The 16,536-nt window shown below is 65.3% G+C and carries 9 protein-coding genes and 3 rRNA genes; 4 read left to right on the top strand and 8 right to left on the bottom strand.

Annotated features, from left to right (window positions below):
• Positions 1 to 41: 41 nt before the first annotated feature.
• The 4 genes from rrf to BLT62_RS12975 form a co-directional block, all read right to left on the bottom strand.
• A 5S ribosomal RNA gene (rrf, locus tag BLT62_RS12960) occupies positions 42 to 158 on the bottom strand.
• A gap of 185 nt (positions 159 to 343) precedes the next feature.
• Positions 344 to 3,461: ribosomal RNA gene (locus tag BLT62_RS12965) — 23S ribosomal RNA — on the bottom strand.
• Between the two features lie 446 nt (positions 3,462 to 3,907).
• Positions 3,908 to 5,435: ribosomal RNA gene (locus BLT62_RS12970) — 16S ribosomal RNA — on the bottom strand.
• Together the 16S, 23S and 5S rRNA genes form the textbook arrangement of a ribosomal RNA operon.
• A gap of 557 nt (positions 5,436 to 5,992) precedes the next feature.
• Positions 5,993 to 7,960, bottom strand: coding sequence for an ABC1 kinase family protein (locus BLT62_RS12975; RefSeq protein ID WP_083364438.1), 1,968 nt, complete (start codon positions 7,958 to 7,960; stop codon positions 5,993 to 5,995).
• 164 nt (positions 7,961 to 8,124) lie between these two features.
• On the opposite strand from BLT62_RS12975, the gene BLT62_RS12980 reads away from it, so the two are divergent.
• On the top strand, positions 8,125 to 9,852 hold the full coding sequence (locus BLT62_RS12980) for an amidase (protein WP_083364439.1): 1,728 nt from the start codon (positions 8,125 to 8,127) through the stop codon (positions 9,850 to 9,852).
• Between the two features lie 18 nt (positions 9,853 to 9,870).
• Here BLT62_RS12980 and tyrS read toward each other — a convergent pair whose 3' ends face one another.
• The gene (gene tyrS / locus BLT62_RS12985) at positions 9,871 to 11,172 is read right to left on the bottom strand and encodes a tyrosine--tRNA ligase (protein ID WP_231919169.1); all 1,302 of its coding nucleotides are present in this window, start codon (positions 11,170 to 11,172) and stop codon (positions 9,871 to 9,873) included.
• Between the two features lie 130 nt (positions 11,173 to 11,302).
• Between tyrS and BLT62_RS12990 the strand changes: the two genes are divergently transcribed.
• Together BLT62_RS12990 and BLT62_RS12995 are read left to right on the top strand one after the other, a co-directional pair.
• Positions 11,303 to 11,920: a DNA-binding protein gene (locus tag BLT62_RS12990; RefSeq protein ID WP_083364441.1), complete on the top strand. Its 618-nt coding sequence runs from the start codon at positions 11,303 to 11,305 to the stop codon at positions 11,918 to 11,920.
• Positions 11,917 to 12,564, top strand: a complete 648-nt coding sequence (locus BLT62_RS12995) for a hypothetical protein (RefSeq protein WP_083364442.1) — start codon at positions 11,917 to 11,919, stop codon at positions 12,562 to 12,564. The genes BLT62_RS12990 and BLT62_RS12995 overlap by 4 nt, the downstream gene beginning before the upstream one ends.
• A 68-nt stretch (positions 12,565 to 12,632) precedes the next feature.
• On the opposite strand, the gene BLT62_RS13000 is transcribed toward BLT62_RS12995, so the two are convergent.
• Positions 12,633 to 13,250, bottom strand: coding sequence for a TetR/AcrR family transcriptional regulator (locus BLT62_RS13000; protein ID WP_083364443.1), 618 nt, complete (start codon positions 13,248 to 13,250; stop codon positions 12,633 to 12,635).
• Between the two features lie 106 nt (positions 13,251 to 13,356).
• Here BLT62_RS13000 and BLT62_RS13005 point away from each other — a divergent pair, with 106 nt between their 5' ends.
• Positions 13,357 to 14,415, top strand: coding sequence for an agmatine deiminase family protein (locus BLT62_RS13005; RefSeq protein ID WP_083364444.1), 1,059 nt, complete (start codon positions 13,357 to 13,359; stop codon positions 14,413 to 14,415).
• Here BLT62_RS13005 and BLT62_RS13010 read toward each other — a convergent pair whose 3' ends face one another.
• The gene (locus BLT62_RS13010) at positions 14,416 to 15,036 is read right to left on the bottom strand and encodes a DNA-3-methyladenine glycosylase (RefSeq protein WP_083364445.1); all 621 of its coding nucleotides are present in this window, start codon (positions 15,034 to 15,036) and stop codon (positions 14,416 to 14,418) included.
• A 17-nt stretch (positions 15,037 to 15,053) separates the two neighbouring features.
• Positions 15,054 to 16,532 (bottom strand): argininosuccinate lyase, encoded by a 1,479-nt coding sequence (argH, locus tag BLT62_RS13015; protein WP_083364446.1) that lies wholly within the window; start codon positions 16,530 to 16,532, stop codon positions 15,054 to 15,056.
• Positions 16,533 to 16,536 lie beyond the last annotated feature (4 nt).

A 16,536-nucleotide genomic window follows, 5' to 3' on the forward strand; every position in this document is an offset into this window, starting at 1 on the left:
AAAATGGCCACCCATTGCTGGGTGGCCATTTTCCAAAGTAAGTCCGGCGGTGTCCTACTCTCCCACAGGGTCCCCCCTGCAGTACCATCGGCGCTGAGAGTCTTAGCTTCCGGGTTCGGAATGTGACCGGGCGTTTCCCTCTCGCTATGGCCGCCGAAACACTGTTGATGTATCAAAGTGAATCGAACAAGCACAAGATCAACATCCTGTGCCGAAGGGCACAGTGCTGTTGGTTGTGTGTTCGGCTCTCGACCGTACATCGAGAACCACATAGTGGACGCAAGCTTCTCACGGACTCTCACCGTGCCGCACACACCAGCCTTACAACGGTGTGTGTGTAGTGTTTTTCAAGATATCGGCTTATTAGTACTGGTCAGCTCCACGAGTCTTTAGTCCTCGCTTCCACATCCAGCCTATCAACCCAGTCGTCTACTGGGAGCCTCTCCCCTAAAAGGGATGGAAATCTCATCTCGAGGCCGGCTTCCCGCTTAGATGCTTTCAGCGGTTATCCATTCCGAACGTAGCTAATCAGCGGTGCTCCTGGCGGAACAACTGACACACCAGAGGTTCGTCCAACCCGGTCCTCTCGTACTAGGGTCAGATCCTCTCAAATTTCCTGCGCGCGCAGCGGATAGGGACCGAACTGTCTCACGACGTTCTAAACCCAGCTCGCGTACCGCTTTAATGGGCGAACAGCCCAACCCTTGGGACCTACTCCAGCCCCAGGATGCGACGAGCCGACATCGAGGTGCCAAACCATGCCGTCGATATGGACTCTTGGGCAAGATCAGCCTGTTATCCCCGAGGTACCTTTTATCCGTTGAGCGACAGCGCTTCCACAAGCCACTGCCGGATCACTAGTCCCGACTTTCGTCCCTGCTCGACTTGTCAGTCTCACAGTCAAGCTCCCTTGTGCACTTACACTCGACACCTGATTGCCAACCAGGTTGAGGGAACCTTTGGGCGCCTCCGTTACATTTTAGGAGGCAACCGCCCCAGTTAAACTACCCACCAGGCACTGTCCCTGAACCGGATCACGGTTCGAAGTTAGATGTCCAATATGACCAGAGTGGTATTTCAACAATGACTCCACCCGAACTAGCGTCCGAGCTTCACAGTCTCCCACCTATCCTACACAAGTCACACCGAACACCAATACCAAGCTGTAGTAAAGGTCACGGGGTCTTTCCGTCCTGCTGCGCGTAACGAGCATCTTTACTCGTAGTGCAATTTCGCCGAGTTCGCGGTTGAGACAGCTGGGAAGTCGTTACGCCATTCGTGCAGGTCGGAACTTACCCGACAAGGAATTTCGCTACCTTAGGATGGTTATAGTTACCACCGCCGTTTACTGGGGCTTAAATTCTCAGCTTCGCCTTGCGGCTAACCGTTCCTCTTAACCTTCCAGCACCGGGCAGGCGTCAGTCCGTATACATCGTCTTGCGACTTAGCACGGACCTGTGTTTTTAGTAAACAGTCGCTTCCCACTGGTCTCTGCGGCCGTCAAAAGCTCCAGGAGTAAATCCCTTCACCCATCAGGCCCCCCTTCTCCCGAAGTTACGGGGGCATTTTGCCGAGTTCCTTAACCACGATTCTCTCGATCTCCTTAGTATTCTCTACCTGACCACCTGAGTCGGTTTGGGGTACGGGCACATTGAACCTCGCGTCGATGCTTTTCTTGGCAGCATAGGATCACCGATTTCGACTTACGTCTACCCATCGAGTCTCAGCCTTATATGAGAGACGGATTTGCCTATCTCTCGGCCTACATTCTTAGACCGGGTCAACCATCGCCCGGCTCGGCTACCTTCCTGCGTCACACCTGTTAATACGCTAACCGCACCAGCATAGGGTCGTGTGCTAGGCCCACACGCATCACCCCGAAGGGATCCGTCACGGGGATTCAGACACTTAGCATCACTGGATTAGCTTGGGCGGTTCTTCTGCGGTACGGGAATATCTACCCGTTGTCCATCGACTACGCCTGTCGGCCTCGCCTTAGGTCCCGACTTACCCAGGGAAGATTAGCTTGACCCTGGAAACCTTGGTCTTCCGGAGGACGGGTTTCTCACCCGTCTTTCGCTACTCATGCCTGCATTCTCACTCGTGTGGCCTCCACGGCTGGTTTACACCGCCGCTTCACTGGCCACACGACGCTCTCCTACCCATCAATACGGCTGGACCACGAAGGCCTACCAAAAATATCAATGCCACAACTTCGGTGGCGTGCTTGAGCCCCGTTACATTGTCGGCGCGGAATCACTTGACCAGTGAGCTATTACGCACTCTTTCAAGGGTGGCTGCTTCTAAGCCAACCTCCTGGTTGTCTGTGCAACTCCACATCCTTTCCCACTTAGCACGCGCTTTGGGACCTTAGTTGGTGGTCTGGGTTGTTTCCCTCTCGACAATGAAGCTTATCCCCCACTGTCTCACTGCTGCGCTCTCACTTACCGGCATTCGGAGTTTGGCTAACGTCAGTAACCTTGTAGGGCCCATCGGCTATCCAGTAGCTCTACCTCCGGCAAGAAACACGCAACGCTGCACCTAAATGCATTTCGGAGAGAACCAGCTATCACGAAGTTTGATTGGCCTTTCACCCCTATCCACAGCTCATCCCCTCAGTTTTCAACCTAAGTGGGTTCGGTCCTCCACGCGCTCTTACACGCGCTTCAACCTGGCCATGGATAGATCACTTCGCTTCGGGTCTAGGACCAGCGACTCATTCGCCCTATTAAGACTCGCTTTCGCTACGCATTCCCCTCACGGGTTAAGCTCGCCACTGATCACTAACTCGCAGGCTCATTCTTCAAAAGGCACGCTGTCACCAGAATCAGACTGGCTCCAACGGTTTGTAAGCAAACGGTTTCAGGTACTATTTCACTCCCCTCCCGGGGTACTTTTCACCTTTCCCTCACGGTACTTGTTCACTATCGGTCATGTAGGAGTATTTAGGCTTATCAGGTGGTCCTGACAGATTCACACGGGATTTCTCGGGCCCCGTGCTACTTGGGATACTCTTCGCGCCATTGGAACATTTCGACTACCGGGCTGGCACCGTCTGTGGCTGCGCTTTCAAACGCATTCGTCTATATTCCTTTGTAACGCTCACTGTTCGGCAGAAGCAGCAGAAAAGTCCCGCAACCCCGACCATGCAACGCCTGCCGGCTATCACACATGATCGGTTTAGCCTCTTCCGGGTTCGCTCGCCACTACTAACGGAATCACTGTTGTTTTCTCTTCCTGTGGGTACTGAGATGTTTCACTTCCCCACGTTCCCTCTACCCGCCCTATATATTCAGGCGGGAGTCACCGGGTCACCCAAAGGGGCCCGGCGGGGTTTCCCCATTCGGAAATCCTCGGATCAGGGTTCGTTTATCAACTCCCCGAGGCTTATCGCAGATTACTACGTCCTTCTTCGGCTCTACATGCCAAGGCATTCACCGTTTGCTCTTAGAATCTTGAAATCACATGAGTTTGAATCGATCTTTCGTTCAGAAAAATTGACCAATGATTAGTCGAACAACAAGCAAAGCCTGTTGTCCTAAAAATCTTTGTGATTGACACCGAAGTGTCAATCTAAGATGCTCGCGTCCACTGTGTAGTTCTCAAAGTACGGGCGGTACTCCCCCAACACCCGCCGGCTTGCGCCTGTGCCGGTGTCGGCCGAAGTCCAGAAGGTCGTCCACGTCAAAACGTGACCCGGTCCTTCAGGACCCAACAGCGTGCTCCAACAACCCTCCACCCCCCGACTCGTTCCTTCCACCGAAGTGGCGTACTGGAACCAGGGAATCTGATGTTGTTGCAATGTCAATGTTCCACCCATGAGCGCCACCGGGAAACATGTGTTCCCGTAATGGCTGGCAGTGTCTGATCGCCCTGTATACAGAGGCGGACTGCACGTGCTCCTTAGAAAGGAGGTGATCCAGCCGCACCTTCCGGTACGGCTACCTTGTTACGACTTAGTCCTAATCACCGATCCCACCTTCGACAGCTCCCTCCCACAAGGGGTTGGGCCACCGGCTTCGGGTGTTACCGACTTTCATGACTTGACGGGCGGTGTGTACAAGGCCCGGGAACGTATTCACCGCAGCGTTGCTGATCTGCGATTACTAGCGACTCCGACTTCATGAGGTCGAGTTGCAGACCTCAATCCGAACTGAGACCGGCTTTTTGGGATTCGCTCCACCTTGCGGTATCGCAGCCCTTTGTACCGGCCATTGTAGCATGCGTGAAGCCCAAGACATAAGGGGCATGATGATTTGACGTCATCCCCACCTTCCTCCGAGTTGACCCCGGCAGTATCCCATGAGTTCCCACCATTACGTGCTGGCAACATAGGACGAGGGTTGCGCTCGTTGCGGGACTTAACCCAACATCTCACGACACGAGCTGACGACAACCATGCACCACCTGTTTACGAGTGTCCAAAGAGTTGACCATTTCTGGCCCGTTCTCGTATATGTCAAGTCTTGGTAAGGTTCTTCGCGTTGCATCGAATTAATCCGCATGCTCCGCCGCTTGTGCGGGCCCCCGTCAATTCCTTTGAGTTTTAGCCTTGCGGCCGTACTCCCCAGGCGGGGAACTTAATGCGTTAGCTGCGACACGGAGACCGTGGAATGGCCCCCACATCTAGTTCCCAACGTTTACGGCATGGACTACCAGGGTATCTAATCCTGTTCGCTCCCCATGCTTTCGCTCCTCAGCGTCAGTTACGGCCCAGAGATCTGCCTTCGCCATCGGTGTTCCTCCTGATATCTGCGCATTCCACCGCTACACCAGGAATTCCAATCTCCCCTACCGCACTCTAGTCTGCCCGTACCCACTGCAGGCTGGGGGTTGAGCCCCCAGATTTCACAGCAGACGCGACAAACCGCCTACGAGCTCTTTACGCCCAATAATTCCGGACAACGCTTGCACCCTACGTATTACCGCGGCTGCTGGCACGTAGTTAGCCGGTGCTTTTTCTGCAGGTACCGTCACTTTCGCTTCTTCCCTACTAAAAGAGGTTTACAACCCGAAGGCCGTCATCCCTCACGCGGCGTTGCTGCATCAGGCTTTCGCCCATTGTGCAATATTCCCCACTGCTGCCTCCCGTAGGAGTCTGGGCCGTGTCTCAGTCCCAGTGTGGCCGGTCACCCTCTCAGGCCGGCTACCCGTCGTCGCCTTGGTGAGCCATTACCTCACCAACTAGCTGATAGGCCGCGAGTCCATCCTTGACCGAAATTCTTTCCACCCCCAGGAGATGCCTCCGAGGGTCGTATCCGGTATTAGACGTCGTTTCCAACGCTTATCCCAGAGTCAAGGGCAGGTTACTCACGTGTTACTCACCCGTTCGCCACTAATCCACCAGGTGCAAGCACCCGGCTTCATCGTTCGACTTGCATGTGTTAAGCACGCCGCCAGCGTTCGTCCTGAGCCAGGATCAAACTCTCCGTAAATGTTTATACGACTAACCAGCAAGCTGGCGTCACATTTTGCGCGTCAACGCCACCGGAAAAAGGCGGACATCTCAGCAAGTTTGAAACTGACAGAACAAATCATTACTGACTTGCTTTGTTGTTTAAATGTTTTCCAAAGGAATCCCGATCACCGAGGTGATCCGGGTTTTTTGGCATTTGACATTGTGCACGCTGTTGAGTTCTCAAGGATCGGATGCACCCGGATTCTCCCGCTTTCTCGCGGGTGTCGCTCCGAGGCAACTTGTCTAACTTACCAGACCCCCGCCGCCCCGCAAAACCGGGCGAATCAGACACTCCGGGCAGGAAAACCTGCGAAGTGAGGACTCGAACCCGAGACGGGGAGTTGGAGAGGCAAGAAGCAATCTTAGGCATGAAACCGGTCAAACGCAAATGCGCAGACACACGATGTTTGGCTGAGATGCTGTGCCGCGGTGAGCGGAGAAGCTGTTTCGCTTCCCGCCGTTGCGGCGACAAGAGACAACAATACGGCCGCCCCGACAGGCGCGCAAAGCGGGCCACCCTCCGGGCGTGTCGCGCTATTCCCTCTGGCGCAGTCGGAAGACGTCGAAGAGCACCCGCAGGGTGAGCAGGCCGGAGAGCACCGTGAGCATGTAGCCGAAGATCTGGAACAGGCTGAGGTCGGGCGTGACCGCCGGTCCCCCATCGCTGATGAGCAGCATCGACGCCATGATGCCGAACGCGCCGGCGAGGAAGCTCACCACGAGGAGGTTGACGACCCCCTGCAGGAGCGTGCGGTCGCGCTGGTCGGCGAAGAGCCGAACGTTGACGCCGAGGCGGCCGTCGACGAGGGCGCCGGTGATGCGGTCGATCCGGGTGGGAAGCCGGCGCAGCAGTGGCGCGACGGACATGAGCTCATCGCGCATGCTCGTGTAGACGGCGAACGGCGCGAACCCGTGTCTGATGCATTCCTGCGCGTAGTCGCGCGCCGCCGTGAGCATCTCGAAGCCGGGGCTGAGCTGCCGCAGCGTCCCCTCGAGGCTGGCGACGGCGCGGAACGCGGTGGCGAGTTCGGCCGGAACGGCGATGCGGTTGTCGGTGAGCATCCGGACCATCTCGGTGAAGACGGTGACGTCGAGCGAGGCGCCCGCGCCCAGCCTGGTGGCAACGAAGACGCCGATCTGGCGGCGCAGCGCCGTCTCGTCGATGTCGTCCGGCAGCTCGACGAAGCCGAGCAGCGCATCCGTGAAGGCCGCGGCGTCTCCCCGGTAGAAGGCCAACAGCACTTCGCCGATCTGGGCGCGCAGCTGGGAGTCGAGGCGGCCGACCGAGCCGAAGTCGAGCAGCACGATCTCCCCGTCTGGACGCAGGATGATGTTGCCCGGGTGCAGGTCTGCGTGGAACACGCCGTCGTCGATGATCTGGGTGAGCGTCGAGCGCAACAGGCGGCCGGCCTGCTCCTCGCGCTCCGCTGCGGAGTGCTCGCGGAATGTGCGCGCATCGCTCAGTGTGTCGCCCTCGACGAACTCCAACACCAGGACCTTGTCGGTGCAGAGCGCCGGGAAGTGCCGCGGAATCCCCACCCGCTCGGAATCGGCGTGCCGAGCCTGGGTCGTTGCCATCGCCGACATGTTGGCGGCCTCGCGCCGGAAGTCGAGTTCGTCGCGCAGGCTGCTGGCGAAGTTCTCCGCCAGGCCGAGCACGCCGAGGTCGCTCCCCCACGCGGTGGTGCGCTCGAACTGGGCGGCCAGCCGGAGCAGGATGTCGAGATCGCGGTCGACCAGCGGCACGATGTGCGGGCGCTGCACCTTGACGGCGACCAGCTCCCCCGTCGTCAGCGTGGCCCTGTGCACCTGGCCAATCGACGCCGCCGCGATCGGGGTCTCGTCGAAGGAGGCGAAGTGGGCCTCGAGCGGGCCGTTCAACTCGGCCTCGAGAAGCGCGTGGATCTCTGCCCAGTCCGCGGCCGGGACCCGCTGCTGCAACTGCGCCAGCTCGGCGAGGAACTCCGGCGGGAGGATGTCACTGCGGGTGGAGAGCAACTGCCCGAGTTTCACGAACGCGCCGCCCGCTTGCTCGAGTGCGCCGCGCAGGGCGCGCGCCTGGCGAACGCGCTCGGTGTGGCCGGCCGCGGTCGGGGCGGCGTTCGCGCGGAACGGCACCAGGCCCTGCTTCAGCGCGATCCGCGAGATCTCGGCGTAGCGGCGAGTGCGCTCCGACCGGGCCTTCAGCGAGGGCAGCCACTGATCGGGCCGGGGAATCGAGCCGGTCGGGACGAGGATCTCGGCGAGCACCAGGAAGGCCACCGCCCCGAAGAGCACAATCGACAGTTGCAGCGGAACGAGGGCCAGGCTGTATTCCTGCTTGCCCCAGACGAACTGGGACTCGAACCCCAGCTCCGCGGCGAGCCCGATGACCCCGGCCAGGACGAGGCGCGTCACCCCGACGGGGACGCCGAGGATCCGTCGGGTGACACGAGCGACGATGACCAAGAAGACGATCGTCACGATGCCCATGAGAACGATGCCCCCGATGGTGCCGGCCATCACTACCTCCTCAGAATTGCTGCTCTGGCCACGCTAGCGCGTGGCCGGGGTCGGGGCACGGTGCTGGAGGCGCCGATCTTGACAGCGCCCGGTCGCTCCGGATACATTCGGCGGACTGTTGATCACATGATCAACAAAGGCTCGAGGTTCAACGGAGATCACGCATGACCGGCAGCCCCACCCCGAAGCGGTTCGACGTCACGGAGGCCAGCATCGCCGGGCTGCGCGACGCGCTGCAGTCCGGCCACGTGTCGAGTATTCAGCTTCTCACCGCCTACCTCGACCGCATCGCGGCCTACGACCAGAGCGGCCCGACCCTGAACGCGATCGTCGTGCCCAACCCCGCCGCGGCGGACGAGGCCCGGGCGTCCGATGAACGTCGAGCCAGGGGCGAGTCACTCGGCGACCTCGACGGCATCCCGTATACCGCGAAGGACAGCTATCTGGCGACCGGCCTCACCGCCGCCGCCGGCTCCCCCGCGTTCGCCGATCTCGTCGCCCAGTGGGACGCCTTCACGATCGCGCGCTTGCGCGAGGCCGGGGCCGTGCTCATCGGGCTCACCAACATGCCGCCCATGGCGAACGGCGGAATGCAGCGGGGTCTCTACGGCCGGGCCGAGAGCCCGTACAACGCCGCCTACCTGACGGCCGCGTTCGGCTCCGGCTCGTCGAACGGCTCCGGCACCGCCACCGCGGCCAGCTTCGCCGCGTTCGGGCTCGGCGAGGAGACGTGGTCGAGCGGGCGTGCTCCCGCCTCGAACAACTCGCTGTGCGCCTACACGCCCTCCCGCGGCGTGATCTCGACCCGCGGCAATTGGCCGCTGGTGCCGACGATGGATGTCGTCGTGCCCCATGCGCGCACGATGGCCGACCTGCTCGAGGTGCTTGACGCGATCGTCGCGGACGACGCCGAATCGCGGGGTGACTTCTGGCGGGCCCAGCCCTGGATCCCGCTGCCTGCGGCATCCGCGGTGCGCCCGGCACGCTACCCGGACCTCGCCGCCGGCGGAACCGCGGCACTCGCAGGCACCCGCCTCGGACTGCCCCGGATGTACGTGAATGCGGATCCGGCCGCGGGCACCTCGCCGCTGCCGAGTCTGGGCGGCCAGCTCGGCCAGCGGATTGACACGCGGCCGAGCGTCATCGCGCTCTGGGAGGAGGCGCGGCGCGCACTCGAGGCGGCGGGGGCCGAGATCGTGCTCGTCGACTTCCCGGTGGTGTCCAACTATGAGGGCGACCGGCCGGGCGCCCCGACGATCGCGAGCCGCGGGCTCGTCAGCCCCGAGTTCCTGCACCGGGAGATCGTCGACCTCTCGGCGTGGGCCTGGGATGACTTCCTGCGGGCGAACGGCGACCCGGCACTGGACCGTCTGGACGGCGTGGACGGCTCGCTGATCTTCCCCGAGCCGGCTGGCGCGCTCCCCGACCGCTACGACGGCTTCGAGGACCGCATCGCCGACTACCCGGAACAGGTGCGGGAGCACTCGGTCAGGGAGTTCACCGCCATCCCAGACCTGGAGTCGGGGCTGCGGGGTTTGGAGGAGACGCGACGGGTCGACCTGGAGGCGTGGATGGACGGCCTCGGCCTCGATGCCGTCGTCTTCCCGGCGGCGGCGGATGTCGGCCCCGCCGACATGGATGTGAACGAGGCGTCCGCCGAGCTCGGCTGGCGAAATGGCGTCTGGGTCTCCAACGGCAACCTCGCGATCCGCCATCTCGGCATCCCGACGGTGACCGTGCCGATGGGCGCCCTCGCCGACATCGGGATGCCGGTCGGCTTGACGTTCGCCGGGCGGGCCTATGACGACAACGCCCTGCTCACGCTCGCGGCGGCGTTCGAGGCGACCGGATCGCGGCGCGTGCCGCCGCCGCGCACACCCCCGCTGGGGTAGCGCGGCGGCGTGCCGGGACTACTCGACGAAGATGCCGGCGAGGGTCTTCTTGCCGCGGCGCAGCACGGCGACTCCCGAGGCGAGCACGTGGCCGGAGATCGTCTCGGCCTCATCGGTGATCTTGACGTTGTTCACCGAGACGCCGCCCTGCTTGATGGCGCGGCGGGCGTCGCTCAGGCTGTCGCACAGCGCGGTGTCGCAGAGGAGCTGGGCGATGCCGGCATCCGGCGCGGTCGTGGTGTTCGGCAGCTCCCGCAGCGCGGCTTCCAGGGTGTCGGCGTCGAGCTCGGCCAGGTCGCCCTGCCCGAAGAGCGCGCTGGTGGCAGCGATGGCGTTGGCCGTCGCCGTCTCCCCGTGCACCAGGCGCGTCACCTCGAAGGCCAGGGCGCGCTGCGCCTCGCGACGGAACGGCTCGGCCGCGACTGCGGCCTCGAGGCGCTCGATCTCGGCCCGCTCGAGGAAGGTGAAGATCTTGAGGCGGGCGACCACGTCGGCGTCGTCGGTGTTCAGCCAGAACTGGTAGAAGGCGTACGGGCTGGTCAGGCTCGAGTCGAGCCAGACGGCGTTGCCCTCGCTCTTGCCGAACTTGGTGCCGTCGCTGTTGGTGATCAGCGGCGTGCCGATGGCGTGCACGCTCGTTCCCTCTGTGCGGCGGATGAGGTCGGTGCCGCTCGTGAGGTTGCCCCACTGGTCGCTGCCACCGGTCTGCAGCACGCACTCGTACTGGCGGTGGAGCTCGAGGTAGTCCAGACCCTGCAGGATCTGGTAGCTGAACTCGGTGTAGCTGATGCCGGCGTCGGAGTTGAGGCGGGCGGCGACGGCGTCCTTCTTCAGCATGGTTCCGACGCGGTAATGCTTGCCGATCTCGCGCAGGAAGTCGATGGCCGACAGCGGGGCCGTCCAGTCCAGGTTGTTGACGAGGGTCATCGCGTTCTCGCCCTCGCGGCTGAGGAAGCGGCTCACCTGCGCCTGCAGGCGGCCGACCCACTCCACGACCGTGTCCTTGGTGTTCAAGGTGCGCTCGGCCGTGGGACGCGGGTCGCCAATCAGGCCGGTGGAGCCGCCGACGAGGCCGAGCGGGCGGTGGCCGGCCAGCTGCAGGCGGCGCATGAGGAGCAGCTGCACGAGGTTGCCGAGGTGCAGGCTCGGAGCAGTCGGGTCGAAGCCGCAGTAATAGGTGATCGACTCCCCCGCGAGCAGCTCTTTGAGCTCGCTGGCATCGGTGGAGACGTGCACGAGGCCGCGCCAGTTGATCTCCTCCCAGATATCGGGGAAGGACGGATCGTTGCGCTGGGCGTTGAGGATTACTGGGTCAGACACGCACCCCAGAGTATCAGCGGCCGAGCGCCGACCGCTCCGGCAGAAGCGTGCAGGCAACATCCGCGGTGAAATAAGTGTTGAGGCTTTAGTAACAGTGAGTTAAGCGTGTAGCCTGAACTCGGAGGTTCCCATGTTCGTCATCACCGCCGATCAGATCGCCAGCCGCACCCGTGCCGACGTCACCGCGCCGACGATCGAGCGCCTGCAGCGCGACCACGGCGCGGCGCTGATGCTTCCCCCTGACCGCACGGCGGGCGATGAGATCCAGCTCGTGAGCGCGGATGCCGCCGCCATAGTGCGCATCGCGCTCGAGTTGACCCGTGGGGAGCAGTGGAGCGTCGGCCTCGGCGTCGGCGCCGTCGGGCTCCCGCTGCCGGCCGCGACGCGGGAGGCCAGCGGGCCGGCCTTCTATGCCGCCCGCGACGCCGTCACCCGCGCCAAGAAGCGGGGCACGCGGTTCGCGCTGCACCGGCAGGGGGCGGCGGATGCGGGCAGCACGCCGGCCGAGGGCACCGAGGCGCTGATCGACCTGGCCCTGGCACTGCGGCAGCGCCGCACCGCGCCCGGGTGGGAGCTCTACGACCTCGTCTCGGCGGGCCTGAGCTACAAGGAGGCCGCCGAGCGGCTGGGCATCAGTGCGCCGGCGGCGAGTTCGCGCGCCAAGGCCGCGCAGCTCGCCGTCGAGGCGAATGCGGTGCCCGCGCTCGTAGGATTGCTGGCAGAACTCGATCGGAGCACGCCGTCATGATCTTTCCCCCGCACCTGGCCGGATTCCTCCCCGTGCTGTTCTGGCTGTTCTTGCTCGGGCTGCTCGCCACCGCCCTGACCTTCGCGGTCTTCGCCGTGATGCGGAAGTTCCCCCACGCCATCTGGGCGGCCGGGGGCGCGCTCGCGCTCGCCCTGCTCCTCACCCTGAGCGCCACCACCTCGTTCTGGCCGACCGGCTGGACGCCAGCCGGCGGGGCCGTCGGTGCCCTGATCGCCCTCGTGGGCGCGGCTCTGGCGGTGTTCGGCGGTGGCCCGGCCGCGCAGCTCGCCCTCTCGTTGGCCACCCGCGGCTCCGTGGCGCCCGGCGCGCACGGCGGCATCCTGGTGCCGACCCCGGCCACGCCAGCCGGCACCCCGGCGCCGACCGGCGAGGACGGCGCTCCGGCCACCCGGGAGGTGCTGCGCGGCGGCGCCGCGATCGGCGTGCTCGAGCGACTCTGCGTCGTGCTCGGGATCGTCGCCGGGTTCCCCGAGGCGCTGGCGATCGTGATCGCGGTCAAGGGCCTCGGCCGCTTCACCGAGCTCGCCGCCGCCGAGGCCAGGGAGCGGTTCATCATCGGCACCCTGGCCAGCCTGCTCTGGGCCAGCGCCTGCGCGGTGCTCGTGCGGCTCGCCCTCGGCTGAGGCCGCCATCGGCTGAGCCCGCCATCGGCTGAGGCCGCCCTCGGCTGAGCCCGCCGCCGGGCGCGGAATCAGCTCAGGGCATCGGCCGGCAGGCCGACCAGCACCGCGATCGTGCGCGCGACGAGGTCGCCGCGATCGCTCGCCCCGCCCCAGCGCACGAGCGACTGGGCGTTCAGGCCGTCAATGAGACCGAGCACCAGCCAGGCGAGCTGCGCCGGATCGGCCGCCGAGAAGTCGCCGGCGCGGGCGCCCGCGGTGAAGGTGGCCTGCAGCACGCCCTGCCACGCGTCCATCTGCTCGCGCACGCTCGCGGCGAGCTGCTCGTTGCGGCGCCCGAGCGCCCAGGCATCCACCCAGACCACGGTGACGTCGGTGCGGCTGCCGTCCGAGACGGTCTGCACGAGCAGCTTGAGTCGCTCGCGCGGGGTCAGCGCGTCGGTCAGCACGACAATCTCGGCGAGCTCGCCGGCCACGATGTCGCCGAAGGTGCGCGCGACCAGAGCATCCATGCTCGGCTCGTAGTGGGCGATCAGGGCCGGGGTGACACCGACCCGCTGGGCCAGTGCGCGGAGCGTGACCGCCGCGAGCCCACTCTCGAGCGCGAGCGCCCGCGCGGCGTCTGTGATCTCGGCGCTGCGCTCGGCCGGCGGCTTGCGCGCGCCCCGCGTGGATGGAGGTCTTGACATGGTCGGACCATTCTATGTACTGTCGGGTCAATTGTTGATCGCCTGATCAACAAGGGCGGCCCGGTGTGACGCAGCTCGTCCGCTGGCGGACGGAGGAGGCAGGCACGTGAGTTGGCGAATGCCGTCGGAGACCACCCGGCACGAGCGCACCTGGATGGCGTTCCCCCGTGCGGGCATCACGCTGGGCGAGACGAGCGCAGCGGCCTCGGAATGCTACGACACCTGGACGGAGGTCGCGCACGCCGTCGCCGGCTTCGAGGCGGTGACCATGGTGGTCGACCCGAGCGAGATGGCCCGCGCCCGGCGCATGCTCGGCAGCGAGATCGAGATCCTCGAGGCGCCGCTGGACGAGTTCTGGATGCGCGACTTCGGCCCGAGCTTCGTCGTCGACGACGAGCGCCCCACCGTGCTCGGCGCGGTCGACTGGGTCTTCAACGGCTGGGGCGCGCCACACTGGGCGGAGTGGGGCAAGTCCGCCGAGGTGGCCCGGATCGTCACGGCGCACAGCGGCGCCGAGCTGATCAGCTCGACCCTCGTCAACGAGGGCGGCGGCATCCACGTCGACGGGGAGGGCACCGTGCTCCTCACCGAGACCGTGCAGCTGGACCCCGGCCGCAACCCGTTTCTCGACAAGGCCAGGGTCGAGGCCGAGCTGGCGCGCACGATCGGTGCGACGCACCCGATCTGGCTGCCCCGCGGGCTGACCCGCGACTACGACGACTTCGGCACCCGCGGCCACGTCGACATCGTGGCCACGATCCCCTCGCCCGGCCGGTTGCTGCTGCACGAGCAGCGGGACCCCGCCCACCCGGACCACGCGCTGACCCGCGAGCTCCGCGGTCTGCTCGCCGAGACGACGGATGCCGCCGGGCGCCCGTGGGAGATCCTCGACCTGCCCGCCCCGGCGACCCTCCGCGACGGCGAGGGCTTCGTCGACTGGAGCTACGTGAACCACCTCGTCGTCAACGACGGCGTGGTCGCGTGCGGCTTCGGCGAGGAGGCCGCGGATGCGACCGCCCGCGCGATCCTCGGCGAGGCGTACCCGGGTCGCCGGGTGGTCACCGTCGACTCCCGGCCGATCTTCGACCGCGGCGGCGGCATCCACTGCATCACACAGCAGCAGCCCGCCCTGCCCAGCCCGCGGCCGAAGGCGCAGAGCGCCTGACTAGGGCGCTCGCCTGGGGTGCCGCTTGTACGGTGAGACGGTCGGGTCGCCCGGGATGTAGAAGCGCCACGGGAATGCCGCTCCCCCGCCCTCGCCACCGACCCCGGTGCGAGCCGTGGTGGCGAAGACCGCCGGGCTCGCCGGCAGCTCCAGGGTGAACGGCGGCGCGAGCAGGTCGGCCCCGCTCTGCTCCAGCCGGATGCCGAGCGCCGACGCGAGCCGGGCCGGACCCCGAGCCAGATCCCGATCCACGGAGGCGGTCGGCCGGCGCAGCCGGGCCAGCTCCAGCCCCTCCACCACCTCGCCGCCGCGCAGCAGCAGCCCGGCCGCCTGTCCGTCCGGCGCGCAGACGATGTTCGCGCAGACGTGCATGCCGTAACTGAAGTAGGCGTAGAGGTGAGCCGGCGGGCCGAACATGACGCGGGTGCGCGGCGTCACCCCGCGGTGCGCGTGCGAGCCCGGGTCCTCGCCGTTGCCGCGGTACGCCTCCACCTCGCTCAGCCGGATCGCGACCGCCCCCTCGGCGGTGCGGTGCCGGATCACGGCCCCCAACAGCAGAGGCGCCAGCTCGGTGGCATCCCGAGCGAAGAATGCTCGGGGCACACCGGCCGGCGCCTGCATGTCTGACTCCGTGTCTGTCAGAGGGTGGTGTTGCCGCTCGGCAGGGCCTGCGCGAGGCCACGCACCCGGGCGGTGAGGGCGGCGAGCTGCTCGGCGACCCGCACCGGGGCGGTGCCGGCCAGGCCGTCGCGGCTGTTCACCGAGCCCTCGATGCTGAGCACCGAGCGCACCTCCGGCGTGAGCCGCGGGTCGATCGTGACGAGTGCGGCGTCGTCGATCTCGTGCAGCTCCAGGCCGCGGTCCTCGCAGAACTTGACCATGGCGCCGGTGATCTCGTGGGCGTCGCGGAACGGCACGTGCTGCTTGACGAGCCACTCGGCGACATCCGTCGCCAGCGAGAAGCCCTGCGGCGCGAGCTCGGCCATCCGCTCCGTGTGGAAGCGGAGCGTGGCCACCATGCCGGTGAAGGCCGGCAGCAGCACCTCGAGGTTCTGCAGGGAGTCGAAGACGGGCTCCTTGTCCTCCTGCAGGTCGCGGTTGTAGGCCAGCGGCAGCCCCTTGAGGGTGGCGAGCAGGCCGGTGTGGTTGCCGATCAGCCGGCCGGACTTGCCGCGGGCGAGCTCGGCGATGTCCGGGTTCTTCTTCTGCGGCATGATCGACGAGCCGGTCGAGTAGGCGTCGTCGAGGGTGACGAAGTCGAACTCGCGGGTGTTCCAGAGGATGATCTCCTCGGACAGCCTGGACAGGTCGATGCCGATCTGGGCGAGCACGTAGCTGAACTCGGCGACCAGGTCGCGGCTGGCCGTGCCGTCGATCGAGTTCTCGACGACGCCGCCGAAGCCGAGCACGGATGCCACCAGGCCGGCGTCCAGGCCGAGCGTGTTGCCGGCGAGGGCGCCGGAGCCGTACGGCGAGAAGTCGGCGCGGCGGTTCCAGTCGGCGAGGCGGTCGAGGTCGCGCACCAGCGGCCAGCAGTGTGCCAGCAGGTGGTGCGAGAGCAGGACCGGCTGGGCGTGCTGCAGGTGGGTGCGGCCGGGCATGATCGCGGCCGGGTGGGCGGCGGCCTGCGCGGCGAGGGCGTCGATCAGGTCGATCAGCAGCCGGGAGACGGTGACGGAGTGGTCGCGCAGCAGCATCCGGATGAAGGTGGCGATCTGGTCGTTGCGGCTGCGGCCGGCGCGCAGCTTGCCGCCGAGCTCGCTGCCGGCGATCTCGATCAGGCCGCGCTCGAGGGCGCCGTGCACGTCCTCATCGCTCTCGGCGGGCAGGAACTGGCCGCCCTGCACCTTGTGCAGCAGCTCGTCGAGGGCGGCGTGCATGCCGGCCAGCTCGGCGTCGTCGAGGTAGCCGGCCGCGGCCAGCGCCTGGGCGTGCGCCTTCGAGCCGGCGATGTCGTACTCGGCCAGCTGCCAATCGAAGTGGGTCGACTTGCTGAGCCGGGCGAGCTCCGGCGAGGGGCCGCCGGCGAAGCGGGCGCCCCAGAGGGCGCCCTCTGTCGTCTCGCCGACGCCGGCGACGGCGCCGTTCGGGGTGTTCTTGCTGAGGTCGTTGCTCATGGCA

It is taken from the genome of Microterricola viridarii, from assembly GCF_900104895.1.
GTDB classification, from domain to species: Bacteria; Actinomycetota; Actinomycetes; order Actinomycetales; family Microbacteriaceae; genus Microterricola; species Microterricola viridarii.

Excerpts from the sequence above, each read along its gene's own strand:
- BLT62_RS12975 (WP_083364438.1), bottom strand. The coding sequence starts at position 7,960 with ATGGCCGGCACCATCGGGGGCATCGTTCTCATGGGCATCGTGACGATC.
- BLT62_RS12980 (WP_083364439.1), top strand. The coding sequence starts at position 8,125 with ATGACCGGCAGCCCCACCCCGAAGCGGTTCGACGTCACGGAGGCCAGC.
- BLT62_RS12990 (WP_083364441.1), top strand. The coding sequence starts at position 11,303 with ATGTTCGTCATCACCGCCGATCAGATCGCCAGCCGCACCCGTGCCGAC.
- BLT62_RS12995 (WP_083364442.1), top strand. The coding sequence starts at position 11,917 with ATGATCTTTCCCCCGCACCTGGCCGGATTCCTCCCCGTGCTGTTCTGG.
- BLT62_RS13000 (WP_083364443.1), bottom strand. The coding sequence starts at position 13,250 with ATGTCAAGACCTCCATCCACGCGGGGCGCGCGCAAGCCGCCGGCCGAG.
- BLT62_RS13010 (WP_083364445.1), bottom strand. The coding sequence starts at position 15,036 with ATGCAGGCGCCGGCCGGTGTGCCCCGAGCATTCTTCGCTCGGGATGCC.
- argH (WP_083364446.1), bottom strand. The coding sequence starts at position 16,532 with ATGAGCAACGACCTCAGCAAGAACACCCCGAACGGCGCCGTCGCCGGC.